This is a genomic window from Kitasatospora sp. NPDC097605, from assembly GCF_040302725.1.
Taxonomy (GTDB): Bacteria; Actinomycetota; Actinomycetes; order Streptomycetales; family Streptomycetaceae; genus Kitasatospora.
The window spans coordinates 250,071-273,752 of record NZ_JBEOSF010000004.1; the positions used below are offsets into that span (position 1 = coordinate 250,071).

The following is a 23,682-nucleotide window of genomic DNA, read 5'->3' on the forward strand; positions in this document are numbered from 1 at the left end:
GGACGAAGGAGACCAAGCATGCCCACCTGGACGAGCGTGTCGAGCCTCTCGGTCGTACTCGAGAGCGGCGGCAAGAACTGCGACATCTACGCGAACGGCCGGAACCGGATCGCCGTGACGGTCAACATCGAGCCGACCGACGAGAACGCGGACCCCATCGAGGTCGACCCCAAGTACCTGTTCTCGCGGATCTGGCTCATCGACTACGTCACCCAGGCGAAGCTCGCCTGGAACTGGGGGTCGGACTGGTCCTACACGGAATCCCCGGGCAAGTTCGCCGCGACCCCCGGGTCCTCCGGCGAACACTCCGAGGTCTCCGCGACGGAAGGCGGGATCCAGCAGGTCACCTTCTACGTGTACTGCGGGTCCGGGGTGTCGAACGCGAAATCGATCGGCGTCCTGGTCAAGACCGAGTCGGACGACACCGTCACGAGCTCCCTGAACGGCACGTACAACGACAGCGTCACGCTCAACCCTCTGACGGCCGTGGCGTACCGGAAGGGCGACGTCACCTGGGACTACGCACGGACGACGACCGTGGACGGCGGCAACAAGCAGTACGTGACGACGGACGCCTGGAACTACTACCTGTCGTTGAAGTCCTCGCAGAACTACTTCGTCACCTTCTCGGTGTCGAACTACTCCAACCAGGACGGCTTCGAGGGATTCTTCTCCGGCCACATCCCGGCCGACGACGACCGCTCGAACTTCTACGGCGGCTATGTCTGGCCCCAGGAGCCGCACGACTCCGTGTACTACGACCCGTACGACGGGCACAGCCTCGGGGAGGTCGTCGACTTCCCCGACGGAAACCTGTGGTGCGACTACGCGAGGATCTACGACCGGAGCTACCCCGAGCGCTACCTGTGCTTCACCTGGGTGCACTCCACCACCGGCGGCAACGGCTGGCACATCCCGAACGGGCCGATGACGAACTGGCACGCGTGGTGGACGCCGGAGATCGTCGCGTACGACCGGTACGGCAACTCGGGCAAGTTCTGGGTGGACGGGGCGGAGATCATCGGCGGGCTCAGCCTCTACGACAGCAAGCCGTAGCCGGCGGGGCCCGCTCGCCGTCCGGTCATGTTCCCGGGCAGGGCGGGGAGTACGGGAGCTGCTGCACATAGCGGCCCCACTGCCTCTCGTCGAGGGCGCCGGCGGTGGTCCGGCAGATCCACCGGGCGGCGGCCTCGACGTCCAGGCTCCACAGGCCGGCGACGCCCTGCTCGGTGGTGGCGGCGGCCGCCTCCGGCCCGGGGTGATCGCTCCCGGAGACCGCGAACGCCAGCGCCGCTGTCGTCCGCCTCCGCCACCGGCGGTCCCTGCCACCCCAGCGCCAGCAGGATGCGCCGGGAGAGGCCGAAACCGGTGAGACAGGGGCCGTTCGCGGCCAGCACCGCGCTGTCCGGCCCGACCCGGGCCGGATCCGCCGGCTCCAGATGTTCCACCATGAGGGCCCCCAACTCATCGGCGTGGGGGCCATGGTGTCAGTGGCCTCGACCCCTGTCAGGTACTCGGTGGAATCCCACCCGTCCGGGTGGCGCCACGTCCGGGGCCGGACCGCCGGCCCCGGGGATGTCCCAGGAGCCGGGGCCGCCGTCTCACGATCTTGCGGGGTGATGGAGACGTGGCTGGTCAGAGCGGTGGGAGCGGGCGGTCGACGGGCGGAAGGGGAAGTTGAGACGGGCTCCCGGGGGACGGGCCCGGGCGGCGGCTCCAGAATGGGTCACGCCGGCAGCGCCGGGGCGGGTCGCCCGCCGCCGCTGCGCGCCGGTCACCGTCCATCATCACCCGCCCGTTCCGTCCGCATGTCCGGCGGCGGGCGTCACAAGGGAGCCAGTCCATGGGTATCCGCAAGCACCTGACCACCGCTCTGGCCACCGCCGCCGTGTGCGGCGCCGCCCTCACCGCCTCGGCCGGCACCGCGGACGCGGCCACCGGCGCCTCCTACATCACGCAGGGCCAGGTCGGCTTCCAGGTCTACTGCGTGCAGGTGGGCATCAACTGGGCGACCTGGAGCAACGCCTACGTCTCCACCGTCGACGGCGACTTCGGCCCGGACACGCTGAAGCAGGTCAAGCAGCTCCAGGCCGACTCCGGCCTGTCCGCGGACGGTGTCGTCGGCCCGGACACCGGCGACCGGCTCTGGAGCGCGCTCCAGTACGCCATCTCCCGCAACGGCAACATCACCACCAAGTACGGCGTGCCGCTGGGCAACTGCTACAACGTGCTGCCGACCCACGGCTGATCCGGACCGGCGGTGGTGGGAAGCCGGGCGGACCGGCTTCCCACCGCCAGCGGTTCAGGCCACCAGCAGGCGCAGGCCCAGCTCGGCCGCGTCGAGCCCGGTGAGGTCGCCGTTGCGCTCGGCCCAGCGGCCCGAGGCGAGATCCTCCCGGAGGCTCTCCACCGCCCGCCGCTCGGCCTGCGGCCCGACCCTCGTCCAGACCGAGACCGCGCGGCGCACGTGCTCCTCCAGGTACGCCTCGGGCCGGCGCCAGTAGGCCTCGAAGAACCCGTCGGCGCAGTCCCACGGAATGAGCACCGGCTCCATCCGCGCCCCGATCGCGTGGGCCAGCCGGTCCACCGGGGGCCGGTCGGCGACCAGGCCGGCGACCTCCGGCAGGTAGTCGCGGGTGAGCCAGAACCGCCGGCGCCAGCCCGCGGCACTGGCGTCATGGGTGAACACCACCACGCGCCGGGCCACCCGCCGCAGCTCGCGCAGCCCGGCGAGCGGGTCCCGCCAGTGGTGGACGGTGCTGAAGGCCATCGCGGCGTCGAAGGACCGGTCGGCGAACGGGAGGCGCTCCGCGTCGGCGGCCACGCACGGCGCTGCGCCCGCCGGGCGCAGCGCCCGCATCACCGCCGACGGCTCGACCGCGGTGACCTCGCGGTCGGCGGGCTCGTAGGAGCCGGTGCCGGCCCCGACGTTCAGCACCGTCCGGGCGTCCCCGAGCGCCTCCCAGACCCGTGCGGCGATCCGCGGCTCGGTGCGCCGGGTGGCCGGGTACGCGGCGCCGATGGTCTCGTACAACCGCGCGCCGAACACCTTCAGTTGCTCCTCCGGCGTGGTCCTGACCCCCTTCGCGCGGGCCTCCAGTTCCCGGTCGATGGCCGTCACCGTCGCGGTGGCCCGGTCGCGCTGTTCCAGCAGCAGGCCGCGCAGCCGGCGCAGGTGGGCGACCGCGTCGGTGGCCGGGTCGTCGACCAGGTCCGCGACCTCCCGCAGCCCGAAGCCCAGCCGCCGGTAGGCGAGCACCTCCCGCAGCCGTTCCACGTCGTCCGGCGAATAGGCCCGGTACCCGGCCTCGGTCCGCCCGGACGACCGTACGAGGCCGATCTCGTCATAGTGATGCAGCGTGCGGACGCTCACCCCGGCCAGCTCGGCCACGCGTCCCACGGTCAGGTGCTCTTCCACGCCCCCACCCTGGCGCATCACGCCGCGTGAGGGTCAAGGGGCGCTCGCCCGGCGGGTCAGAGGTAGCAGCGCCGGTGGCGGGCGCTGCCGGTCATGCGGCCGGCGCGTAGGGCGAGTTGGGCCAGCAGGGCGGCGCGGCGGTCCTCGGCGGCGAGCAGGTCGGGGGCCTGCCGCAGGAGTTGCCACCAGGCGGCGGCGGCCTCGCCCAGCCGGGAGGACGGCATGCCGGCGCCGGCGAACTCGCGGTAGAGCTTGGGGTGCGAGCGCCCGTAGCCGTAGGCCTGGCGGACGATGGCCCGGGTGTCGCCGCGGTGCCGGTAGTGGACGACCGCGTGCGGAGCGAATTCCAGCCGGTAGCCGGCGAGTTGGGCGCGCCAGAAGAACTCGGTGTCGTCCCCGCCGCCGTGGTAGCTCTCGTCGAAGCCGCCCAGGCTGCTCCACAGCTCCTTGTGGAAGCCGCAGTTGGCGCCCGCCGGGTAGGGCAGGAAGCCGAAGCTGTCGAGCAGGGCGGGGGCCTTCTTCGGCGGGCGTGCGGCGAGGGCCACCGGGCCGTTGAGCAGGCGGCGTTCCAGGGCGCCGCCGGCGGCCGGGCTGGTCCGCAGCACGTCGACCAGGCCGGCCACCCAGCCGGGGGCCGCCACGTCGTCCGCGTCGCAGAGCAGCACGAACTCGCCGCCGGCGCGCCGGCAGCCGAGGTTGCGCGCCCGGTTGACGCCGGGGGCGTCGGCGACGGCCACCCGCAGCCGGGGCATCCGCCGCTGCCAGGACCGCAGGAGCGGACGGGTGCCGTCGCTCGATCCGTTCTCGACGACGATCACCTCCCACGGGTCCGGATAGGTCTGCCCGCAGAGCGCCTCCAGCTGGGTGGCGATCGTCCGTTCGGCGTTGCGCGCCGGGATGACGACCGAGACCAGGCCCACCGGACGGGCGCCGCCGGTCATCCGGAGCTCCGCGCGGCCGGCGCCGTCTCCTCGACGGCGCGGATCAGCGCGGCGGTGTCGCGGAGGTCCGCCAGCACCGCGTCCGCCCCCGCCTCGCGCAGCTCGGCGGCGCTGCTCGCGCCCGAGGCGACGGCGATCACCCGCGCCCCGCCGGTCCGTCCCGCGTGCACGTCCCTCGGGGTGTCGCCGATCAGCACGGTGCGGTCGGCGGCGAACGCGTGGCCGTACGCGGCCGCCGCCCGCCGCCGGGCCACCGGGACGAGGGCGGCCCGCTCGCGCGCGTCGCCGCCGTACGCGCCGACCGGGAAGTCCATGAATCCCGCCAGCCCGAACGTTCGCAGCTTGAGTTCGGCGTTGGCCCGCAGGTTCCCGGTCAGCACGGACTGGGCGACGTCGGCCCGTGCTTCCATCGCCCGCAGGGCCTCGACGGCGCCGGGCAGGGCCCGTCCGGCGGTGCGCAGTTCGGCGGCCCGCCGGCCCAGCTGGGCGGCCAGCTCGGCGGTGACCAGCTCCGGTGCGATCCCGCCGACGCCGTGCCGGGCGAACAGCTCGTCCATGATGTCGAGTTCGGTGCGGCCGGCGGTGGTGACGCGGTGCAGCGCCGGGCGGCCGGTGAGGCGTTCGAAGGCGGCCGGGTACACCGCCGCGCCGATGTGGTCGCCGTCGATCAGCGTGCCGTCGATGTCCCACAGGAGGAGGAGCCGCTTCACACCCGCACCGCCCGTCGCCGGGCGGCGGGTCCGGCCGCGGGGGGCGCGGCCGCGAACGGGCCGCGCCGGGCGGTGCAGGCCGCGCCGTGCCGGGCGGCGAGGTCCAGCGCGTCGGCCGTGCCGGAGCCGGTGGCGAGCGCGTAGGTGAGGACGGCCGCGAAGTTGTCCCCGACCCCGTAGGTGTCCACCAGCGGGCCCGGCGCGTGGGCGGGCCGGAAGCGCCGAGGGGGCTGGCCGCAGCGGGTGAACACCCCGCCGTGCCGGCCCTCGGTGCTGACCACCAGATCCGGCAGGCTGCGCAGCAGCGCCGGATCGCAGCGCTCGGCCGGGTCGCAGCCGCTGCCCACCAGCGCGTCGACCCGCACTCCGGACTCCAGCACGGTGGCGAACTCACGCGCCGTCACCACCAGCACCCCGGCCCGCCGGGCCAGGCGCAGCAGGGCGGCGTCCCCGGCGGTGAAGAACACCGCGTCGAAGGAGACCAGCCGCCCCCAGTCGAAGGGGTCCGCGGCGGCCGGTTGCAGGCGTTCGCCCAGGGTGACGGTGGTGCGTTCACCCGAACGGTCGACCATGCTCACCGCCGTGCGGGTGGGGCCGGAGCGGGCCGCGGCCAGCACCCGGACGGCGCGGTGTTCGAGCTCGGCCCGTGAGCGCCGTCCGGCGTCGTCCTCGCCGAGCGCGGTGAAGAAGGTGCAGCCGCCGGCCAGTTCGGCCAGCCGGACGGCCGCGACCGCGCCGCCGCCGGCCGGGCCCTGCCAGAGCGGGTCGGCGTGGATCACCTCGCCGGCGGCGGGCACCTGGTCGAGCCCGGCGATCGTCGTCCACTCGACGTGGCCCACCACGGCCACCCGCGGCCGTGGACCGCCGGCCGGACCGTCGGCCGGACCGCCCGCTGAAGCGTCCGCTGGACCGCCCGGGGGAGCCGCCGTGGCGGCGGGGCGGCGGATGTCTTCGTCCATCGCTCCTCGACTCTCGCTCCGGCCGTTCGCCGACCGGTGTCGCTCCCAGTCGACCACCGTCCTCCCGGGCGCGCAGCGAGCCGTGCGCCGATCGTGGGTACGTCGACGAACCATGAATGGCGGGACCGGATGGGCCGGGCGATGATGGACGCTCGGTGCACCAAACCCTGGCCGCGCGGCCGTCCGCCGCCGCTCGACGGAGGTGTACGCGTGAAGGACGTGGATGCGATTCTTTTCGATTTCGACGGGACGCTGTGGGATCCGGAGGCCGAGATATTCCGCGCTCACGCGGAGGTCTTCCAGGAATTCGGCCACCGGCTCCCGGCCGAGGTGTGGTCGTCGCTCGTCGGCACCATCGGGTCCGAGTTGTGGACCCGGCTCGAACGGGCCACCGGCTGCACGGCGGACCGCCGGGAACTGCAGCGGCGGGTCCGTCGCCGCCAGCGCGAGCTGCTCGGCGGGCTGTGCGGCAGGCCCGGTGTGCACCGGGTGCTGGGCGCGGTCGACGCCCTGGGGATCTCCCGGGGGATCGTCAGCAACTCCACCCGGGAATGGGTCTCCCGGTACGCGCGGCAATGCGGCCTCGCCGACGGGTGGAGCACCGTGCAGTGCGCCGACGGCAACCGGGCCAGCGCGAAGCCGGAACCGAACCTCTATGTCGCGGCACTGGCCTCGCTCGGAATTCCCGCCGAGCGGGCGGTGGCGTTCGAGGATTCGCCCAGCGGCGTGCGCGCCGCGAAACGGGCCGGAATCCGCTGCGTCGCGATACCGAACGCGATGACCGCCGCACTCGATCTCGACGAGGCGGATCTGCGTTTCGAATCGTTCGAGCAGGTCGATCTGTCAGGAATCGTCGGAGGAAAGCCGATGCGCCAGGCCAGCCCCGCGGCACGCGCCGCTGCACCGAAGGCCCCGTCCGGCGGGGACGCCGGAGCCGCCCTGAAGCACTACTACTACCGGCCGGACGACCTCCGGGTGGCCGGCGGCGAGGGCGTCCACCTCTACGGCGAGGACGGCCGGCGCTATCTCGACTGCTCCTCGGGGACGTTCAACCTGAGCCTCGGCTATGCCCACCCCGAGATCGTCGAGGTGGTCCGCGAACAGGCCGGCCGGCTGATCCACGTCACCTCCAAGTTCCAGACCGAGCCGCTGAACGCGCTGGTGGCCAAGCTGGCCGAGGTCTCCCCGGCGAACCTCACCCGGGTGCACCTGAAGTCGGCCAGCGGCTCGGACGCCAATGAGAGCGCTGTCAAGATCGCCCAGGTGCACACCGGGAAGTCCGACGTGGTCACGCTCTTCCGCGGGCACCTCGGCCAGACCCTCGGCATGATCGGTGCCTCCGGCGCCGCCTTCCGGCGCACCCCCTTCCCCTCGCACCTGCCCGGCGTCGTGCACGTGCCCGACCCGCACTGCCTGCGCTGCTTCTACCGGCAGGAGCGGGCCACCTGCGGTCTGCTCTGCGTCGAGCGGATCAACGACTTCATCGACTACGCCAGCACCGGCCGGGTGGCCTGCGTGGTGCTGGAGCCGATCAGCGGCAACGGCGGCAACGTCGTCCCGCCGGACGGCTACCTGCGGGCGCTCAAGGAGCTGTGCGAGGAGCGCGGCATCGTGCTGGTCTTCGACGAGATCCAGACCGGGTTCGGGCGCACCGGCCGGATGTTCGCCGCCGACCACTTCGGCGTCGCCCCGCACATGATGACCTTCGGCAAGGGCCTCGGCGGCGCCGGGATGCCCATCGCCGGCATCCTGACCGAGGAGCGGCTGACCGGCGTCGAGGGCCACCACATCAACTCGACCTTCGGCGGCAATGTGCTGGCCGCCGCGGCCGCCCTGAAGACCGTGGAGATCATCGGCCGCCCCGGCTTCCTGGAGAACGTGCGCGAGGTCGGCGCGCACGTGCTCGCCCGGCTGCGCGACCTCGCCGCCAAGGTGCCGTTCGTCCGGGAGGTCCGCGGCGTCGGCCTGATGATCGGCATCGACATCGTGGACCGGGACGGCCGCCCCGACCCCCGGCTCACCAACCACCTCGCCGAACGCGGCCTCGACCACGGACTGCTGCTGCGCACCTCGCTGTACGGGCACGGCAATGTGCTGAAGGTCCGCCCGGCGCTGGTGATGACCCGTCAGGAGGCGGACGAGATGTGCGACCTGCTGGAACGACTCTTCCTGGAGGTCCCGTCATGAGGGGCCTCGTCCAGGAGCTGTCCGGACGGATCCGGACGGCCGTGCGCGACGGCCTCCACGAGGTCGGCAGCCGCTACGTGGCGGGGACCGCCAAGGGCGGCGACGCCGAGTTCCCCGTCGACGTGCTCGCCGAACGGGCCGCCTGGGACTTCCTGCGCGAGCGCGGCGAGCCAGTGGCCGTCTACACCGAGAGCGAGGGGCTGCGCACCATCGGCCGGGCGCCCGAGCAGGTGCTGATCATCGACCCCATCGACGGCACCCGCGGCGCCGCCGCCGACCTGGAGATGGCCTGCGTCTCCATCGCCGCCGCCCCGTTCGGCGACGAGCCCACCATCGGCGACATCCACTGCGCGATGCTCCAGGAGATCAAGACCGGCCACTGGATGTACGCCGACGACCGGGGGAGCGGCATCGAGTCCGGCGGCTACGCCGTCCCGGTGCCCCGGCTGTCCGCCACCGCCGATCCGGAGCGGATGTTCTGGTCACTGGAGTTCAACGGCCACCCGGCCCAGCTGATGACCGGCGCCTACGGCCACCTGATCGACGCCTCGGCCAACACCGGCGGCGTGTACGTGTTCAACAGCGCCTCCTTCTCCATCTCCCGGATCGTCACCGGACAGATGGACGCCTACGTCGACATCGGCAACCGGCTGCTGCGCGACCGCCCCGGGACCGAGGCGGACTTCCGCCGGGTCGGCCACGGGAGCGTGCTGCACCTGTTCCCGTACGACATCGCGGCCTCCGTGTACCTGGCCGAACGCGCCGGGGTCACCATCACCGACGCCTACGGCAAGCCGCTGCACGACACCCTGCTGCTGGACATCGGCCCGCTGAACCAGCGCTCGTGCATCGCCGCCTGCACCCCGCAGCTGCACGCCGCGCTGATCGACTCGATCCGCTGGTAGGAGGCCGCCGTGCCGACCGAGCACCGGCTCGTCACCGCCGCCCGCCCGCCCGGCGGGTGGACCGGGGCGGCGGCCCTGGCGGCCGTCGCCGACACCCTCGGGCTCACCCCCGGGGACGAGATCCTGGACGGCGGATCGCCCGCCCGGGTCCACCGGGCCACCGGCGCGGCCGGCGAGCGGCTGGTGGTCAAGGTCCTGGTGCCCGCACCGGGCGCCGTGGACGGCCACGACCTGGTGTCCTTCCGCCGCAAGCTGTGCCAGATCGAGCTGCTGCGCACCCTGGCGCCCCGGCTGGCGGCGCACTACCTGCCGGTCGTCCACGTCCTCGACGGTGACGGCTGGTCGGCCTGCACGACGCCGTACTACGATTCCGCCGACCTGGCGGCGCCCCTGCGGGCGTCGGCGCACGGCGCCGGGGAGTTCTTCCGCCGCTACACCGCCCTGGTCCAGGCCCTGGTCCTGGACGGGTACGCCGCGCGCTCCCACCCCACCCCGGCCGGCTACCTGGCGGACGTCGTCGTGGGCCGGTTCCTGCGGCGGCTGCCCGTGCTGGCCCGGGCGCTGCCGGCGGAGCTGATGACCGCCGAGCGGTTCACGGTCAACGGCGTGCCCTGCGAGGCCCCGCAGCTGGTCCTGGGCCGGCTGGCGGGGCGGCTGACGGGCCGGCTCGCGCGGTTGACGCCCGCCCGGCTGATGGCCCCCGCCCACGGGGACGCCAACACCCGCAATGTGCTGCTGTCCGCCCGCCCCGACGCGCCGGCGGCGGAGTTCCGGCTGATCGACCCGCGCGGCTCCGTCGAGCCGTGGGACCCGGTCTACGACCTGGCGAAGACGCTGTTCAGCCTCACCGTCTGGGATCCCGCGCTGCGCACCGGCTTCGCGGTGCGCGGCTCGAAGCACGGCTACCGGGTCGGCTTCCGGCAGCCGGTGTTTCCGGGCTACCGCGCGGCGATCCACGGGTTCCTGCCCCGGCTGGCCGCCCACCCCGGCCTGTCCGCCCTGTTCCGCGACGACCCCGGCTGGTGGGAGCGGCTGCTGCTCACCCACGACCTGCACGTCCTGGCGGAGGCGCCGTGCCGGCTGTCGGACCGCAAGCCCAAGCCCGATCTGCGGGGCCGGAACTCCACGCCCGCCGAACTCGCCCTCGGCCACTACCTGATCGGCACCCTGCTGATCAACGACCTCGCCGCGCAACTCGCCCGCCCCGGCGGCGTGGACGCCACCGGCCACCTGGCCCTGGTGGCCGACCTAGGACGATAGATGGGCGAGCGCTTCGTCGAGACCGGGGCCGAGCAGGCCGTGCCGGGTGCTGCGCAGCACCAGCCGCGGCGGGCGGCGGCAGCCGGAGCCGCCCTCGGTGGGCACCACCCGGGTCGGCAGGGCCAGGGCCCGCTGGACCCCGGACATCAGCTCGAAGCGGGTCACCACGTCGCCGCCGCCGTAGTGCACGACACCGGTGCGGTCCCAGAGCCGGGCCAGCGCCGGGCCGACGCTCGGGAGGTAGACGGGGGCGCAGACCAGGTCCGTACGGGCGGCGGTGGTCGGACCGGCCAGGCGGGCCAGGAAGGTGTTCGCCCAGGGGCCGCGCCCGAAGACGAGGGGGATCCGCACGACCAGGTGCCCGCCCTCGGCGAGCAGCAGGTCCTCGGCCGCCACCTTGGTCCGCCCGTAGACGTTGACGGGGGACCGGGCGTCGGCCTCGGTGTACTGGGGTCGGGTGCCGTCGAAGACGTTGTCGCTGGAGAGCAGCACCAGCTTGGTGGCCGAGCCGCGCACGGCGTCCAGCAGGACCTCGACGGGGCGGACGTTGAGGCGGTGGGCGAGGGCCGGGTCGGCCTCGGCGGCCTCCAGGGGGACCAGGCCGGCCGCGTGCAGGACGAGGTCGAAGCCGTCGGCCGCCAGGGCCGCCAGCCGGCGTTCGTCCCGCAGGTCCAGCCGGACCAGTCCCGGGACCGGCCGGGTGGCGTAGCTGCCGACCACCTCGTGACGCGGCGCCAGGTAGCTCCACAGGCCGCCGCCCACGAACCCCGACGCGCCGAGCAGCAGGATCCGCAGCCGGGAGTCCGGCGGTGGCGGCCACCCGCGTGGCCGCGAGAACGGGGTCATACCGGACACTCTAGGCGCCCGTTGAGGAACGATCAGGTGGGAGGCCGCAGATGAAGGCCGTCGTGTTCGAGGACGTGGGCCTGCCGGGCATCCACGATCGCGCGGTCCCCTCCTTCGGGGCGGACGAGGTCCTGGTCAGGGTGGCGGCCACCGGGATCTGCGGCACGGACCGGGCGATCCTGCTGGGGGAGTTCCCCGCGCGGCGGGGGGTGGTGCTGGGGCACGAGGCGGTCGGCGCGGTGGCCGCCGTCGGGTCCGGCGTCGGCTCGGTGGCGCCGGGCGACCGGGTGGTGGTCAACCCGACCTACCACTGCGACCGGTGCGCTCCCTGCCGTCGCGGGCTGCCGGCCCACTGCGGTCAGAAGGCGGGCCGGGAGGTCGGCGTCGACCGGGACGGGACGATGGCCGACTTCGCCGTGGTGCCCGAGCGCTTCGTCCACCGGCTGCCCGCCTCGGTGTCCTACCGGCGCGGGGCCCTGGTGGAACCGCTCGCCTGCGTGCTGAACAACCTGGCGGCGGCCCGGCCGCGGTGGGACGACCGGGTGCTGGTCGTCGGCGCCGGTCCGATCGGTGCGCTCTGCGCGCTGGTGCTGGCCCGGCGCGGCGCCGGGGTCACGCTGGCCGAGCGCGACCCCGGCCGGGTGGACCTCGCCCGGCGGCTGCTGCCGCGCACGGTGCGGGTGCTCGCCGCGGAGGAGGCGGCCGGGGCGGGGCGGCCCGATGTGGTGATCGACACCACCGGATCGCTGCCGGGGGACCTGCTCGGCGCCGTGGCGCCCGGCGGCACCGTGGTGGTGATGGGGGAGAAGGAGGCCGGCGTCGCCACCGTGCCGCTGCGGGCCCTGGTGACCAGGGGGATCCGGCTGGTCGGGGCGGGGCCGTACCGGCCGGCGGACTTCGCGCTGGCGGTGGACCTCGCCCGGGAGCTGCCGCTCGACGACCTGGTGACCCATGTGCTGCCGCTCGAACGCTACGCCGAGGCCCTGGCGATGCTGGCCCTCGCGCCGGCGGCCGGCTACCGCGCGATGAAGGTCCTGCTCGCCACCGGCGAAGGGCTCGACCCGTGAGGGCCCGCTTCGTCGACGGGACGCTCTGGCTGGACGGGCGGCCCCGGTTCCTGATCACGGGCGAGTACCCCTACTACCGGGACCGCCCCGACCGCTGGGCGGCCAAGCTGGCGGCGATGCGCGGGGCCGGCATCGAGGTGGTGACCAGCTACGTCCCCTGGCGGCACCACGAGGTCGCCGAGGACGACGGGCGGCGGTGGTGCTTCGACGGGGACGGCAACCGCGACCTGGCCGGCTTCCTGGAGCTGACCGCGGCCGCCGGGCTGCTCGCGGTGCTGAAGCCCGGCCCCTACGTCCACGCCGAACTGCCCTTCGGCGGGCTGCCCGACCGGGTCAGCCCCACCCTCGACCCGCGGCGGCCCGCCGCCCGGTCCGCCGACGGCCGGCCGCTGCCCTGCCAGCAGTTCACCCTGCCCTCGGTCCTGGACCCGGGGTTCCTCGCCGACGCCGCGGACTGGCTGCGCGCCGTCGGCCGGTTCCTGCGCCCGTTCGCCCACCCGCGCGGACCGGTGGTCGCCGCCCAGATCGGCAACGAGGGGCACTACGGGGAGAGCGCCCTGCCGATCGACGCGCTCGACTACGCCACGCCGGGCGCCGACGGCTTCGCCCGCTTCGCCCCCGGCACGGCGCCACCCACCCGGGCGGAGGGCCGGCCGTCCGCCCAGGAGCTCCGCTCCCAGGTCAGCTGGGGCAGGTGGTCCGCCGAGGTGCTCGCCGCCGGGATGGCGGGCTGGGCCGAGGCGCTCGGGCCGGACCTCCCCGTCTTCACCACCTGCGCGCCGCCCGCCGGGGCCGACCGCCTCCCCGGCCGGGCCGCCGGACGCCATGACGCCTGGCTCGCCCGGAACCGGGTCGGCGCGCCCACCGCGCTGCCCCGCGCCTACACCAGCTGGACGGGCGACGTGCTCACGGACGAGGAGGCCCTGCTCGACTACGTCCTCGCGGCCAAGGCCGGACCGGGCCCCAACATCGAGGAGAACTGGGGCCTCGGCTGGGCGGACCCGGGCTGCGCCTTCCCGGTGGTGCCGGTCCATCACACCCTGCTCGGCGTGGCCTGCGGGGCGACCGGCGTCAGCGTCTACCCCGCCTGCGCCACCGAGGGCTGGGGCCCGCACCTCGCGGTGGACCGCGCCTGGCTGGCGCGGACGGCCGGCGACCCCGTGCCGTTCGAGCCGCCGTACGGGGACGCCGCCCCGATCCGGCTCGACGCGGGTCCCGGCCCGGCGTTCGCCGCGCTGCGGGTGCTGACCCACTTCCTGACCGGCCGGCAGGAGGCGCTGGCCCTCTCCCGGCCGGAGCCCGGCGTGCGTTGGGGCGTCCATCCGCCGTACGCCGCGATCGGCGCCTGGGACTGGGCACGGAACGGGCAGCGGCCGGTGCCCTCGGCCGAGCGCACCCTGTTGCCCTTCGCCGCGCACTGCCTGCGGCGCAACCTGCCCTTCCGGCTGACGGAACTCTCCGGCCGGGCGACCCCCGACCCCTCGGCGGGGCCGCTGGTCGCCCCGTCCGGCCGCTTCATGGAACGGGCCCTGCAGCGGCGGCTCGCCTCGTTCGCCGAGCAGGGCGGAGCGCTGCTCCTGGTGGGCGAACCACCCGCCCTGGACGAGGACTTGAACCCCTGCGCCGAGCTGGCGGACGCGGCCCGGCGGCACCGGACCGGCGTCCTGGCGCTCGACGGGCGGCCCCTCGGCGCGGCCGTCGAGACCTGGCTGGAGGAGCGCCGCGACCCGCCCGTGCGGGCGCGGCCGGGGCCGTGGCTCGAACTGCGCAGGACCGGCGAGGACCCCGGCGAGACGCTCGTCTTCCTCTTCAACCGCACGGACGCCCCGCTGCGGGCACGCGCCGCCTGCGGGGAGCACCCCGTCGCCGCCGACCTGGCCGGCGGCGGCTGCGCCGTCGTCCAGGTGACGCACGGCCGGCTCGGCGGGTGCTACGTCAAGGGGCTGAACGAGCGCACCGGCGCCCGGGTGCCGGTCCGGGTCCAGGTGGGCGGCGACCTGCTGAGTTCCGACCGGCCGTGCGACCTGTCGGCCGTCCGCACGCCGGACGGCTTCGCGGTGCGGACCTCCGCGCCGCACGGCGAGGCGCGGGTGTTCCTTCCGGAGGGGTCATGACCGCGCCGCAAGGTGTTCCTTCCGGAGGGGTCATGACCGCGCCGCAGCCGGCCGAGGCGGTCGGCATCGACGTCGGCGCCACCAAGACCGCGGCGGTGCGGCTGACGGCCGACGGCGAGGTGTCGGCGCGCGCACGCTGCGCCACGCCGCGCCGGACGGCGGACGACCTGGTCGCGGCCATCGCCGGCCTGGTCGCGCGCGTGGGCGGCGAGCGGGTGGCCGCCGTCGGCGTCGGCCTGCCGGGGATGGTCGACGCCCGGACCGGGGCGCTGGCCTTCGCGCCCGGGCTGGAGTTCGCCCGGGCGCCCCTGCGGGAGCTGATCGAGGAGGCCGTGCGGCTTCCGGTGGTGACGGACAACGACGCCAACGCCGCCGCGTGGGCCGAGTACCGGCTCGGCGCGGGGCGCGGGCACGACCACCTGGTGCTGGTGACGCTGGGCACGGGTCTGGGGTGCGGCGTGGTGGTGGGCGGACGGCTGCTGCACGGCGCGCACGGCTTCGCCGCCGAGGCCAGCCATCTGACCGTCGAGCCCGGGGGCCCGCTCTGCGAGTGCGGCCGCCTCGGGTGCTGGGGCGAGGCGGCGTCCGGCGCCGCGATCGGGCGGCGCGGACGGCAGGAGGCGGCGGCCCGGCCGGCGTCACCGCTGGCCCGCCTGCTCGGCGAGGGCGGGCCGGACGCGGGCGCGGTCGTCACCGAGGCCGCCAGCGGCGGCGACGAGCAGGCGCGGGCGATCCTGGACCGGGTGGGAACGCTCACCGGCGTCGGCCTGGCCGCCCTGGCCAATGTCTTCGATCCCGCTGTGATGATCGTCGGCGGCGGACCGGTCGCCGCGGGGGACCTGTTGCTCGCACCGGCGCGCGCCGAGTTCGCGCGCCGGCTGTACGCGCCCGGCGACCGCCCGCCCGTGCCCGTGCTCGCCGCCCGCTTCGCCGGGGACGCCGGCGCGATCGGCGCGGCACTGCTGGCGATCGACTGCCGGCGCTGACAACGGTCAGCGGCCGCGGGCCGGCCGGGGCGTGGCCGGATCGTCCAGCAGCTCGGTGGCGGCCCGCAGCGCCTGCTCGGCGTCCGGCGCCCGCCGGGCGACGCGGTGCCGGTCATGCCCCCAGGTCTGCCAGTAGCCGCTGATCTTGCCGTGCCGGTCGTCGATCACCACGTGCGGCAGGCCGAGCAGCAGGCTCAGCAGATGGCCGTGCAGCCGGTCGGTGACCACCGCCGAGGCGCTGCCGAGCAGCCGGCAGCCGCGCTGGAGCTGCAGCCGGGCATGGTGGTCCTGGGCGTCCGCGAGTTCGGCGACCGCGCGGTCGCTCGCCGTCGCGCGGACCTGGGCCGAGGCCTTGTCCAGCCGCCGCCGGACGCTCCGGGCCGCGGCGCTCCAGCTCGCGTCGGCGCCCTCCTGCGCGGTCCAGTCCGTCCGGTGCACCTCGGCGTCCGGCTGCGGCTCGCCGGGGGCGGCCGACTCGTGGTCACCGCGCCGCAGCCACAGGATCCGCCGCTCGGGCTGCCCGAGGCGGGGCAGGCCGGTCATCGCGAAGGCGCAGTCCGGGGCGAGCGCGGTGGGGGCGCGGAACGCCGCGCGGGCCGCGCGCAGGCTCGGCTGGTCGCGCAGCAGCAGGATCAGATCGGGGTGCGCGTCGAAGACCGCCCGGGCCCGGGCGAGGCCGGCCGGGTCGCCGAAGTGGACGGACTGCGGCAGCTGGACGATCCGGTGCCCGGGGAAGGCGCCGATCACGCGTTCGCGCATCCGCTGGTGGCTCGGCCACAGGTCGCCCAGGTTGCCGCCGCCGGTGAGCAGGATGGTGCCGCTCGGCAGCCGTTCGGCGAGCGTCGCCTCGCTGAAGTCGTGGTGGTCGGCGGTGTAGACGACCTCGGCGCCCAGTTCGGCCAGCAGCGTGCGCACCCCCAGCCAGATGGCGCTGTCGCCGACGTTGGCGTAGTACGGGAAGCCCAGCAGCGCGCAGCGGCTCGACGGCTCGACCAACTCGCCGAGGGTCTCCGCGAGTCGGCGCCGGTTGTCGGCCCACCGGCCGACCCCGGTCACCGCGCCACCGCCCGCGGGGCCGCCGGACGGTACCGGCTCGCTGTGATCATGGTCCGCAGGCACTGCTCGCAGGCCCCGCGGCGCGGCCGCGTCGACGGCGGTTCCGTCCCGGCCCGGACGGCTGCCGGCAACTGCCAACCGGTCACGGCCGGTTCGCTTCCGACATCCTCGACGATCAGTTCCCTGTGGCGGATCACCATCCGCTTCTACCAGCCCGGCGCCGGGCCGCCCGGCCGCACCGCGACCGCGCGCCCCGGTGTCCACCCGCGCGGGCCAGCCCCCGGTGGCCGACCCCTACTCGCCCCAGGGCGAGGACGCGGCGGCGCGCTCCAGTTCGGTCACCCCGTGGGCCCGGCGCTCGCGGAGCAGCTCGCCGCCGATCGTGTAGCGGGAAGCGGCCGCCTCCGAGCGGGCCGCGCGTTCCACGATCGCGTCGACGAGGGAGCGGACCATGGACAGCCGGGGGTGGGCGGCGTGGATCCGCGGCGCCCACCCGGCGACGAGCTCCGCCCGGCGCCCGAAGTCGATGCCCACGCCCTCGCGGGTGAGGTAGCAGAGCAGACCGCGGCGCTCGGTGATGCCGGGCGAGGTGTGCAGGGCGATCGCCTCCCACACCCGGTCGACGTCCGCCTCGGGGACGTGGTGGCGCCGCAGCAGGTCGGCGGCCAGGTCCGCGCCCTCCACCTCGAACCGGGCCTCGCCCCGGGCGAGGTCGCCGGCGCCCAGATCGTGCATCACGGTCGCGGCGAACAGCAGGTCGCGGTCGTACGCGGCGTCCTCCAGGCAGCCCTCGTGGGCGGCGACGAGCTGGGCGAAGAGGAAGCTGCGCACGCTGTGGTTGGCCACCGGCGGGGTCTCGGAGGTGCGCACGGCGGTCAGGACGGCGTCGGCCAGCGGGCCGGTCGGGAGGTCGAGTGAGAAGTCCATGCCCGCAGGCTACGAAGCCGACGCCGGCCCCCGACAGTGGCACGCGGACCGGGTGTCGCTAGGATCGTGCCATGTCGGCCGACGATGAGCACCGGGTCACGGTGCTGGCGCTTCCCGGGGTCCTCCCGCTCGACCTCGGTATTCCCGTGCAGGCCTTCGGCCCGGACCCGCACTACCGGGTCACCGTCTGCACCGATCCGTCCGCCGGACCGGTGGACAGCGGCGGGTTCACCGTCGCCACGGAGGCCGGGCTGGAGGCCCTGGGGGACGCCGACACCGTCGTCGTCCCCGGCTACCGGGACCCGGAGACCCCGCCGTCCGCCGCGGCGCTGTCGGCGATCCGCGCGGCGTACGCGGGTGGCGCGCGGCTGGTGTCCATCTGCACGGGGGCGTTCGCGCTGGCGGCCGCCGGGCTGCTGGACGGGCGGCCCGCGACGACCCACTGGCGGGACGCCGCCGCCCTGCAGCGCCGGTACCCCCGGATCGACGTGCGGCCGAACCGGCTCTACGTCGACGACGGCGACATCCTCACCTCCGCCGGCGTGACCGCCGGCGTCGACCTCTGCCTGCACATCATCCGGCGCGACTACGGCGCGGCCGCCGCCAACGCCCGTGCCCGGGCCCTCGTCGCCCCGCCCCGACGCCACGGCGGCCAGGCACAGTTCATCGAGCGCCTCCGGCCGGCCGCGGGCGGGGACGACCTCGCGCCGCTGCGCGCCTGGATGCTCGACAACCTCGCCCTCCGGCAGAGCGTCGACGAGCTGGCCCGCCGCGCCCACATGTCCCGCCGGACCTTCATCCGCCGCTTCCAGCAGGAGACGGACACCTCGCCGATGGCCTGGCTGACCGCCGCCCGCATCGACTGGGCCCGCGAACTCCTGGAGAGCACCACCACCCCCGTCGAACAGATCGCCCGCCTCAGCGGCCTCGGCAGCCCCGCCGCCTTCCGCGCGGCCTTCCACCGCCACGTCGGCACCTCGCCCGCGGAGTACCGCTCCACCTTCCGCGCGTAGGCCCGGTCGCGGTGGGTCGCACGGCGTCCTCCTCGTTGTGGTCCGGGTGTACGTACCGCGGCAAGCGTGACCGCCCGGGCGGCCGCGGCGCGACCGGAGCGCGGTCAGGTCCGGTGGCCGGTGCGGGCGGCGTGGTAGGCGACGTAGCGGTGCAGGCCGTCGCGGTTGGACGGGACGGCGGGGTGGGCGGCGGCGAGGGCGGCGAGGTGGGCGGCGCGGGTGGTGCTGAAGCGGGCGGCGGCGTCCTCGAAGGCCATCGGTGAGCGCTCGGGGCGGGTGGTCGGCACTGGGAGCAGGGCCAGCGCCCCCGCGAGCGGGCGGTCGTCGGGTTCGGCGGCGGCCGCCCGGTGGACGGCCTGCCAGAAGTCGCGGTACTCGACCTCGCGCAGGCCGAAGGCGGACCCGAAGGCGCCGAGCAGGTCGTCGAGCGGCAGCGGGCCGGGGCGCAGCAGGTGGAAGTAGCCGGGCCGGCGGTGGGTGACGGCGGCGACCAGCAGCCGTCCGACGTGGTCGACCGGGGTGTAGTCGGTGCTCAGGTCGCTGGTGAAGTAGGCGCCGACCCGCAGGCAGGCCCGGATGAGCAGCTCGACCCGCGAGCCGGGGTTGGGGATCCCGGTGCCGGTGGCCGGCATCACCTCGCCGAGCCGGTGCACCGCGACCGCCAGGCCGCGGTCGGCGGCGAGCTGGACCAGGTGCTCGGCGACCCGTTTGGACTGCCCGTAGCCGGTGTCGGGGGTGTGGCCGGCGGGGACCGGGAGCTCGGGGACCGGGGCGCCGGCGTCCGGCTCGCCCGGGCAGGCGGCGAGGGTGGAGACGAAGTGCACCATGGTGGGCCGGCCGGTGGCGGCGAGCCGGAGCAGTTCGACGGTGCCGGTCACATTGGTGCGGCGGTGGGCGCGGTAGCCGCGCACCAGGTTGACCATGGCGCCGGCGTGCACCGCGGTGTCGATCTGCTCGGCCAGCCGGAGGTGGTCGGCCGGGGCGAGGCCGAGCCGGGGGCCGGTCAGATCGCCGGGTACCGCGTGGATGCGGTGGCCGGTCCGCTCGGACCAGAGGCCGTACCGGTGCAGGGCGTCCGCCACCCGGCGGCGGGCGGCGGACGGTCCGTCGGCGCGGACCAGGCAGTGCACGGTGGCGTCGGTCCCGTCCAGCAGGTCGCGCAGCAGCTGGGCGCCGACGAAGCCGGTCGCGCCGGTGAGCAGCACCTGCCGGGGCGGGCCGGACGGGGTGCCGGCCGGCCGGATGTCGGCGGGCAGCGTCAGGTCGGTGGCGGAGGCGGCGGAGACGGGCGGGACGGCGGGCAGGGCGCGGCCGCCGTCGAGCGCGGCGGCCTGGAGCGCGATGGTCGGCGCGTGCACGATGTCCCGGATCGAGAGCGGGGTGTCGAAGCGGGCCGACACCGCGAGGGCGAGCCGCTGGGCGCGCAGCGAGTCGCCCCCGCTGTCGAAGAAGTCGGCGTCGGGGCTGGTGACGGGCTCCGGCAGCAGGGCGTTCCACAGCTCGGCGAGGGCGCGCTCGGTGCTGCTCCCGGCGGCGCCCCAGCCGTGGGGGTCCGGCGTCGCGCGGGTTTCCAGAAGTTCGGCGAGGGCCTTGCGGTCGGTCTTCCCGTTGCCGTTCACCGGGACGGCGTCGAGCCGGACGAAGCGCTTGGGGATGAGTTCCGCCGGCAGCAGCGCGCGGATGTGCGACTTGAGCTGGCCCTTGGTCAGCTCGCCGCGCAGGGTGACGAAGGCGGCCAGGTGCTGCCCGCCGCCCTGCTCGCCGACCAGCACCTTGGCCTCGCGCACCGAGGGGTGCGAGGCGATCGCGTGCTCGATCTCGGAGAGCTCCACCCGCACGCCGCCGATCTTCACCTGCTGGTCGCGCCGGCCGTCGAAGTAGAGCAGCCCGTCCGCGCCGTAGTGGCCGAGATCGCCGGTGCGGTACATCCGCTCGCCGGGGAGCCCGGTGAAGGGGTTGTCGACGAAGGCCAGGGCGGTGCGCTCGGGGTCGCCGAGGTAGCCGGCGCCCAGGCAGGCGCCGCCGATGCAGATCTCGCCGATCTCCCCGTCGGGGGCCGGCCGGCCGTGCTCGTCGAGCACGATCGCCCAGGTGTTGTCGATCGGCCGGCCGATCGGCACGGGAACGCCGTCCTGGGGCGTCAGCTCGTGGAAGACGGAGCCGATCGAGGCCTCGGTGGGGCCGAAGGTGTTGGTCACCCGCAGGTCCGGGAGGAGCTTGCGCAGGGCGCGCACGCTCTCCGGGGCGATCTCCTCGCCGCCGACCAGCAGCATCCGCAGGCTCGCCAGGTCGGGCACCAACTCGGGGCGGGAGTCGAGCAGTTCGACGAGGGCGGTGAGGATGGTGGGGACGAAGTCGGTCATCGTGACGCGGTGGCGCGCGATCACCTCGACGGTCGCGGTCAGGTCGAGGATGTCGTGGGGGCGGGGGATGACGACCCGGCTGCCGCAGGTGAGCGGCCAGAGCAGCTGCCACAGGGAGGAGTCGAAGGTGTGCCGGCTGTTCTGCAGCACCACGTTCCGCGGGGACGTGCCGAACCGGCGGCCCATGGCGAGCAGCCGGTTCGCCAGGCCGCTGTGCAGGTTGAGGGCGCACTTGGGGGTGCCGGTGGAGCCGGAGGTGTAGAAGCCGTAGGCGAGTTCCTCCGGACGGGGCGGCGCGGGCGTCGGCGGTTCGGGCGTCGGCGGTTCGGGCGTCGGCAGCGCGAGGTGGGATTCCACGGTTCCGGGAGCCGGCGCGGACACCGGGTCGACGGCGAGGGCCGGGACGCTCCAGCCGCCCGGCGCGGCGCCGGGGGAGAGCAGGACCACGGCGGGCGCGCAGGCGTCCACCATGGCGCGCAGGCGCGGGCCGGGCCACTGCTCGTCCAGCGGGACGAACACCGCAGCGGAGCGCATCACGGCGAGCATGGCGACCAGCAGTTCGGGCCCGCCGGCCATCACCAGCGGGACGACGTCGCCCCGGCGCAGCCCGGCGCGGGCCAGCCGGGCGGTCAGGGCGCCGACCCGGTCCAGGAGTCCGCGGTAGGTCAGGGCGCCGCCGGGATGCTCGACCGCGACGGCCTCGGGGGTGCGGGCGGCCGCCGCCTCGATGAGGTTCCACGCGGTGGCGCCGGGGTGGTGGGGGACGGTGTCGCCGCAGTACTGGCCCAGTTGCCGCTCGGTCGGGGCTCGCATGGATCTCCCTTGGTTGCTGGACAAGGACGAGGAGAGGGGACGGAGGCGGGAACGGGGCGGGGCGGGCCCGGTGGGGAACGGGCCCAGCGCGACCGGGCCGGCCCACGGCCGCAGCAGGTGCGGGCGCCGGCCGGCCCGGGAGCGGGTCAGAGCCTCAACGGGACCGCGACGGGTCTCAGACCTCGGTCGCCACCCAGCTGATGTACCAGCCGTGGCTCACGGCGTACTCGACCGTCAGCGGACGGCCGTCCTGCCAGCGCACGTAGATCCGGAAGCCCTTGGCGGTCGGGGTGTAGATGGTGTTGCCGCCGGTGGTCGTCCACATCGAGTCGCGGCCGCAGAGGTTGGCGGTGTACACCGGCGTCTCGGCGAAGTTGCCGGCCGAGGTGTCGACGTCGATGTAGATGCCGGTGCCGTTGTCCTCCTCGACGTGCTGCTGCCAGTCGGCGACGGCCGTGTTGCCGGCGATGAACCTGGGGTTGCTCATACCTGTCTCCTCGCGGTGATCAGAGAAATGGGCAGGGGGCGGATCAGAATGGATCGCCGGTAGCACCAGGGATCATCCGCCGCAGCCGAGTCTGAGTGAATCTTCCATTGATCACAAGAGCGCTGAATGCGAACCATTGAATTCCGGTTGCGGAAATCGATCAGCGTGCTTTTCCGATCAACAACACTGCTCTTCCGCATCCTTGACGTCACATGGTTCGAGCGTGCTATACCTGTGGCTTCTGACGTGGTCCGGTCATCGGACCCCCGTGTGCGCTGGTCCACCAGTCTCTGGAAACGCGCCGTCTCACATTCCGGTCCGTCATGATCTGAATTCCAGAAATCTTCAGTATGCGAGGAGAGCGTGATCAGCATGCCTGAATTCTCTGCCGCTGCCGAGATATCCGCCGCGGATTCCTGGGAGGATGTCGCTCCGGTCGTGGAGCTGGCGTACGGGGGCTACGGGCACTCCGCGGACTACCACGCCTCGGCCGCGTCGGTCTTCGAGCCCAAGCGTTCGCTGGTCGCCCGGACCGCCGGCCGCACCAGCGGGACCTGCGCCGTCTACTCGCTGGAGATGACCCTGCCGGGCGGCCCCCGGGCGGTGGCCGGCCTCGGCTACGTCAGCGTCGCGCCCGAGTTCCGGCGGCGCGGCGTGATGAGCGCCATGGTGCGCCGGGTGCTGCACACCCTGCACGAGGGCGGCGCCGAGCCGGTGGCCGCCCTCAACACCACCGAGGCCGGGATCTACGGCCGCTTCGGCTTCGGCCTCGCCAGCCAGGCCGCCAAGGTGCGGATCCACCGGCACGCCCGTGAGCTGCGGCTGGACGGCGGCGACCGGACCGTGCGGATCGGCGCGCCGGAGGAGCACAGCGCCGCGCTCGCGGCCGTCCACGCGCGGTGCCTCCGGGAGCGCCCCGGGACGCTCGCCCGCAACGCGGCCTGGGCCGCCCGCGCCGTCCTGGACCTGCCCGACCACCGGGGCGGATCCGGACGGCTGCTCTGCATGGTGGCCGAGGACGACGGCGAGCCGTCCGGCTACGCCCTCTACCGGCTGACCGCGGCCTGGGAGGACTCGGTACCGCGCTACGAGGTGTCGGTGCGCGAGCTGTTCGCCCGTGACCCCGGCTCCCACGCGGCGCTGTGGCGCGCCCTGCTCGACGTCGACCTCGCCGGCAGCGTGGTCGCCGACCGGCCGGTGGACGACCCGGTGCTCGCCCTGCTCACCGACCCCCGCAGCGCCGCGCCCGTCCTCCGCGACCAGCTGCACGTCCGGCTGGTGGACGTGGACCGGGCGCTGGAGCAGCGGGGCTACGCCACCGAGACCGACCTCGTCCTCGACGTCACCGACCCGCTCTGCCCGTGGAACGAGCGGCGCTTCCGGCTGCGCACCGGCCCCGAGGGCGGCGAGTGCCGGCCCACCACCGCAGCGGCCGACCTGGAACTGACGGTCCGCGAGCTGGGCGCGCTGCACCTCGGCGGCACCTCGCTGGTGCAGCTCGCCCGGGCGGGTCTGGTGCGCGAGCTGCGCCCGGGCGCCGCGCGGGCCGCCGCCACCGCGTTCCGGCACGACCCGGCGCCGTTCTGCCCCATCGTCTTCTGACGCCGACGCCGGCTCTCCGACATCCGAC

20 protein-coding genes are annotated in these 23,682 nt (G+C 74.9%); 10 read left to right on the forward strand and 10 right to left on the reverse strand.

Annotation, left to right across the window (positions count from 1 at the left end; all coding sequences use genetic code 11):
- Positions 1–18 precede the first annotated feature (18 nt).
- Together ABTX81_RS06670 and ABTX81_RS06675 are read left to right on the forward strand one after the other, a co-directional pair.
- Entirely contained in the window at positions 19–1,056 is a 1,038-nt protein-coding gene (locus ABTX81_RS06670) for a hypothetical protein (protein WP_350542035.1), read from the forward strand.
- 787 nt (positions 1,057–1,843) lie between these two features.
- Positions 1,844–2,248: a peptidoglycan-binding domain-containing protein gene (locus tag ABTX81_RS06675; RefSeq protein WP_350542037.1), complete on the forward strand. Its 405-nt coding sequence runs from the start codon at positions 1,844–1,846 to the stop codon at positions 2,246–2,248.
- Between the two features lie 54 nt (positions 2,249–2,302).
- Here the strand turns inward: ABTX81_RS06675 and ABTX81_RS06680 are convergent, their stop codons facing one another.
- Genes ABTX81_RS06680 through ABTX81_RS06695 form a run of 4 tightly spaced genes read right to left on the reverse strand, consistent with a single transcriptional unit; the run spans position 2,303 to position 5,908 of the window.
- Complete coding sequence (locus tag ABTX81_RS06680; protein ID WP_350542249.1) at positions 2,303–3,436, reverse strand: MerR family transcriptional regulator; 1,134 nt, start codon at positions 3,434–3,436, stop codon at positions 2,303–2,305.
- Positions 3,437–3,474: 38 nt separating this feature from the next.
- Positions 3,475–4,359, reverse strand: coding sequence for a glycosyltransferase family 2 protein (locus ABTX81_RS06685; RefSeq protein WP_350542039.1), 885 nt, complete (start codon positions 4,357–4,359; stop codon positions 3,475–3,477).
- The gene (locus tag ABTX81_RS06690) at positions 4,356–5,069 is read right to left on the reverse strand and encodes an HAD family hydrolase (RefSeq protein WP_350542041.1); all 714 of its coding nucleotides are present in this window, start codon (positions 5,067–5,069) and stop codon (positions 4,356–4,358) included. The genes ABTX81_RS06685 and ABTX81_RS06690 overlap by 4 nt, the downstream gene beginning before the upstream one ends.
- Entirely contained in the window at positions 5,066–5,908 is an 843-nt protein-coding gene (locus ABTX81_RS06695; RefSeq protein ID WP_350542043.1) for a PfkB family carbohydrate kinase, read from the reverse strand. Before ABTX81_RS06695 ends, ABTX81_RS06690 begins: the two co-directional genes overlap by 4 nt.
- Before the next feature lie 330 nt (positions 5,909–6,238).
- Between ABTX81_RS06695 and ABTX81_RS06700 the strand changes: the two genes are divergently transcribed.
- Genes ABTX81_RS06700 through ABTX81_RS06710 form a run of 3 tightly spaced genes read left to right on the forward strand, consistent with a single transcriptional unit; the run spans position 6,239 to position 10,380 of the window.
- Positions 6,239–8,215, forward strand: a complete 1,977-nt coding sequence (locus ABTX81_RS06700; RefSeq protein WP_350542045.1) for an aminotransferase class III-fold pyridoxal phosphate-dependent enzyme — start codon at positions 6,239–6,241, stop codon at positions 8,213–8,215.
- Positions 8,212–9,120 (forward strand): inositol monophosphatase family protein, encoded by a 909-nt coding sequence (locus ABTX81_RS06705; protein WP_350542047.1) that lies wholly within the window; start codon positions 8,212–8,214, stop codon positions 9,118–9,120. The genes ABTX81_RS06700 and ABTX81_RS06705 overlap by 4 nt, the downstream gene beginning before the upstream one ends.
- 9 nt (positions 9,121–9,129) lie before the next feature.
- On the forward strand, positions 9,130–10,380 hold the full coding sequence (locus ABTX81_RS06710; RefSeq protein WP_350542049.1) for a hypothetical protein: 1,251 nt from the start codon (positions 9,130–9,132) through the stop codon (positions 10,378–10,380).
- On the opposite strand, the gene ABTX81_RS06715 is transcribed toward ABTX81_RS06710, so the two are convergent.
- The gene (locus tag ABTX81_RS06715; RefSeq protein ID WP_350542051.1) at positions 10,369–11,226 is read right to left on the reverse strand and encodes an SDR family oxidoreductase; all 858 of its coding nucleotides are present in this window, start codon (positions 11,224–11,226) and stop codon (positions 10,369–10,371) included. The two genes, ABTX81_RS06710 and ABTX81_RS06715, sit on opposite strands and share 12 nt — an antisense overlap.
- Positions 11,227–11,276: 50 nt before the next feature.
- Here ABTX81_RS06715 and ABTX81_RS06720 point away from each other — a divergent pair, with 50 nt between their 5' ends.
- The 3 genes from ABTX81_RS06720 to ABTX81_RS06730 are packed head-to-tail and all read left to right on the forward strand — an operon-like array spanning position 11,277 to position 15,393.
- Complete coding sequence (locus tag ABTX81_RS06720; RefSeq protein WP_350542052.1) at positions 11,277–12,293, forward strand: zinc-dependent alcohol dehydrogenase; 1,017 nt, start codon at positions 11,277–11,279, stop codon at positions 12,291–12,293.
- Positions 12,290–14,407 (forward strand): beta-galactosidase, encoded by a 2,118-nt coding sequence (locus ABTX81_RS06725; protein ID WP_350542054.1) that lies wholly within the window; start codon positions 12,290–12,292, stop codon positions 14,405–14,407. The genes ABTX81_RS06720 and ABTX81_RS06725 overlap by 4 nt, the downstream gene beginning before the upstream one ends.
- Positions 14,408–14,439: 32 nt before the next feature.
- Positions 14,440–15,393, forward strand: coding sequence for an ROK family protein (locus tag ABTX81_RS06730; RefSeq protein WP_350542056.1), 954 nt, complete (start codon positions 14,440–14,442; stop codon positions 15,391–15,393).
- Between the two features lie 6 nt (positions 15,394–15,399).
- Here ABTX81_RS06730 and ABTX81_RS06735 read toward each other — a convergent pair whose 3' ends face one another.
- Together ABTX81_RS06735 and ABTX81_RS06740 are read right to left on the reverse strand one after the other, a co-directional pair.
- Entirely contained in the window at positions 15,400–16,449 is a 1,050-nt protein-coding gene (locus tag ABTX81_RS06735) for a polysaccharide pyruvyl transferase family protein (protein ID WP_350542058.1), read from the reverse strand.
- A gap of 294 nt (positions 16,450–16,743) precedes the next feature.
- Entirely contained in the window at positions 16,744–17,376 is a 633-nt protein-coding gene (locus tag ABTX81_RS06740; protein ID WP_350542060.1) for an HD domain-containing protein, read from the reverse strand.
- Between the two features lie 71 nt (positions 17,377–17,447).
- Between ABTX81_RS06740 and ABTX81_RS06745 the strand changes: the two genes are divergently transcribed.
- Positions 17,448–18,389: a GlxA family transcriptional regulator gene (locus ABTX81_RS06745; RefSeq protein ID WP_350542062.1), complete on the forward strand. Its 942-nt coding sequence runs from the start codon at positions 17,448–17,450 to the stop codon at positions 18,387–18,389.
- Positions 18,390–18,493: 104 nt separating this feature from the next.
- On the opposite strand, the gene ABTX81_RS06750 is transcribed toward ABTX81_RS06745, so the two are convergent.
- The 3 genes from ABTX81_RS06750 to ABTX81_RS06760 form a co-directional block, all read right to left on the reverse strand.
- Positions 18,494–21,565 (reverse strand): non-ribosomal peptide synthetase, encoded by a 3,072-nt coding sequence (locus tag ABTX81_RS06750; protein WP_350542064.1) that lies wholly within the window; start codon positions 21,563–21,565, stop codon positions 18,494–18,496.
- 175 nt (positions 21,566–21,740) lie between these two features.
- A complete protein-coding gene (locus ABTX81_RS06755; protein ID WP_350542066.1) occupies positions 21,741–22,052 on the reverse strand; it encodes a hypothetical protein in 312 nt (103 codons plus the stop codon).
- Positions 22,049–22,426: a hypothetical protein gene (locus ABTX81_RS06760; protein WP_350542068.1), complete on the reverse strand. Its 378-nt coding sequence runs from the start codon at positions 22,424–22,426 to the stop codon at positions 22,049–22,051. The genes ABTX81_RS06755 and ABTX81_RS06760 overlap by 4 nt, the downstream gene beginning before the upstream one ends.
- Between ABTX81_RS06760 and ABTX81_RS06765 the strand changes: the two genes are divergently transcribed.
- Complete coding sequence (locus tag ABTX81_RS06765) at positions 22,425–23,654, forward strand: GNAT family N-acetyltransferase (protein WP_350542070.1); 1,230 nt, start codon at positions 22,425–22,427, stop codon at positions 23,652–23,654. The genes ABTX81_RS06760 and ABTX81_RS06765 overlap by 2 nt on opposite strands.
- Positions 23,655–23,682: the final 28 nt, after the last annotated feature.

Coding starts and splice junctions, on each gene's coding strand:
- ABTX81_RS06670 (WP_350542035.1), top strand. CDS start 19: ATGCCCACCTGGACGAGCGTGTCGAGCCTCTCGGTCGTACTCGAGAGC.
- ABTX81_RS06685 (WP_350542039.1), bottom strand. CDS start 4,359: ATGACCGGCGGCGCCCGTCCGGTGGGCCTGGTCTCGGTCGTCATCCCG.
- ABTX81_RS06765 (WP_350542070.1), top strand. CDS start 22,425: ATGCCTGAATTCTCTGCCGCTGCCGAGATATCCGCCGCGGATTCCTGG.
- ABTX81_RS06705 (WP_350542047.1), top strand. CDS start 8,212: ATGAGGGGCCTCGTCCAGGAGCTGTCCGGACGGATCCGGACGGCCGTG.
- ABTX81_RS06750 (WP_350542064.1), bottom strand. CDS start 21,565: ATGCGAGCCCCGACCGAGCGGCAACTGGGCCAGTACTGCGGCGACACC.
- ABTX81_RS06760 (WP_350542068.1), bottom strand. CDS start 22,426: ATGCTGATCACGCTCTCCTCGCATACTGAAGATTTCTGGAATTCAGAT.
- ABTX81_RS06740 (WP_350542060.1), bottom strand. CDS start 17,376: ATGGACTTCTCACTCGACCTCCCGACCGGCCCGCTGGCCGACGCCGTC.
- ABTX81_RS06680 (WP_350542249.1), bottom strand. CDS start 3,436: ATGCGCCAGGGTGGGGGCGTGGAAGAGCACCTGACCGTGGGACGCGTG.
- ABTX81_RS06720 (WP_350542052.1), top strand. CDS start 11,277: ATGAAGGCCGTCGTGTTCGAGGACGTGGGCCTGCCGGGCATCCACGAT.
- ABTX81_RS06755 (WP_350542066.1), bottom strand. CDS start 22,052: ATGAGCAACCCCAGGTTCATCGCCGGCAACACGGCCGTCGCCGACTGG.
- ABTX81_RS06715 (WP_350542051.1), bottom strand. CDS start 11,226: ATGACCCCGTTCTCGCGGCCACGCGGGTGGCCGCCACCGCCGGACTCC.
- ABTX81_RS06745 (WP_350542062.1), top strand. CDS start 17,448: ATGTCGGCCGACGATGAGCACCGGGTCACGGTGCTGGCGCTTCCCGGG.
- ABTX81_RS06675 (WP_350542037.1), top strand. CDS start 1,844: ATGGGTATCCGCAAGCACCTGACCACCGCTCTGGCCACCGCCGCCGTG.
- ABTX81_RS06730 (WP_350542056.1), top strand. CDS start 14,440: ATGACCGCGCCGCAGCCGGCCGAGGCGGTCGGCATCGACGTCGGCGCC.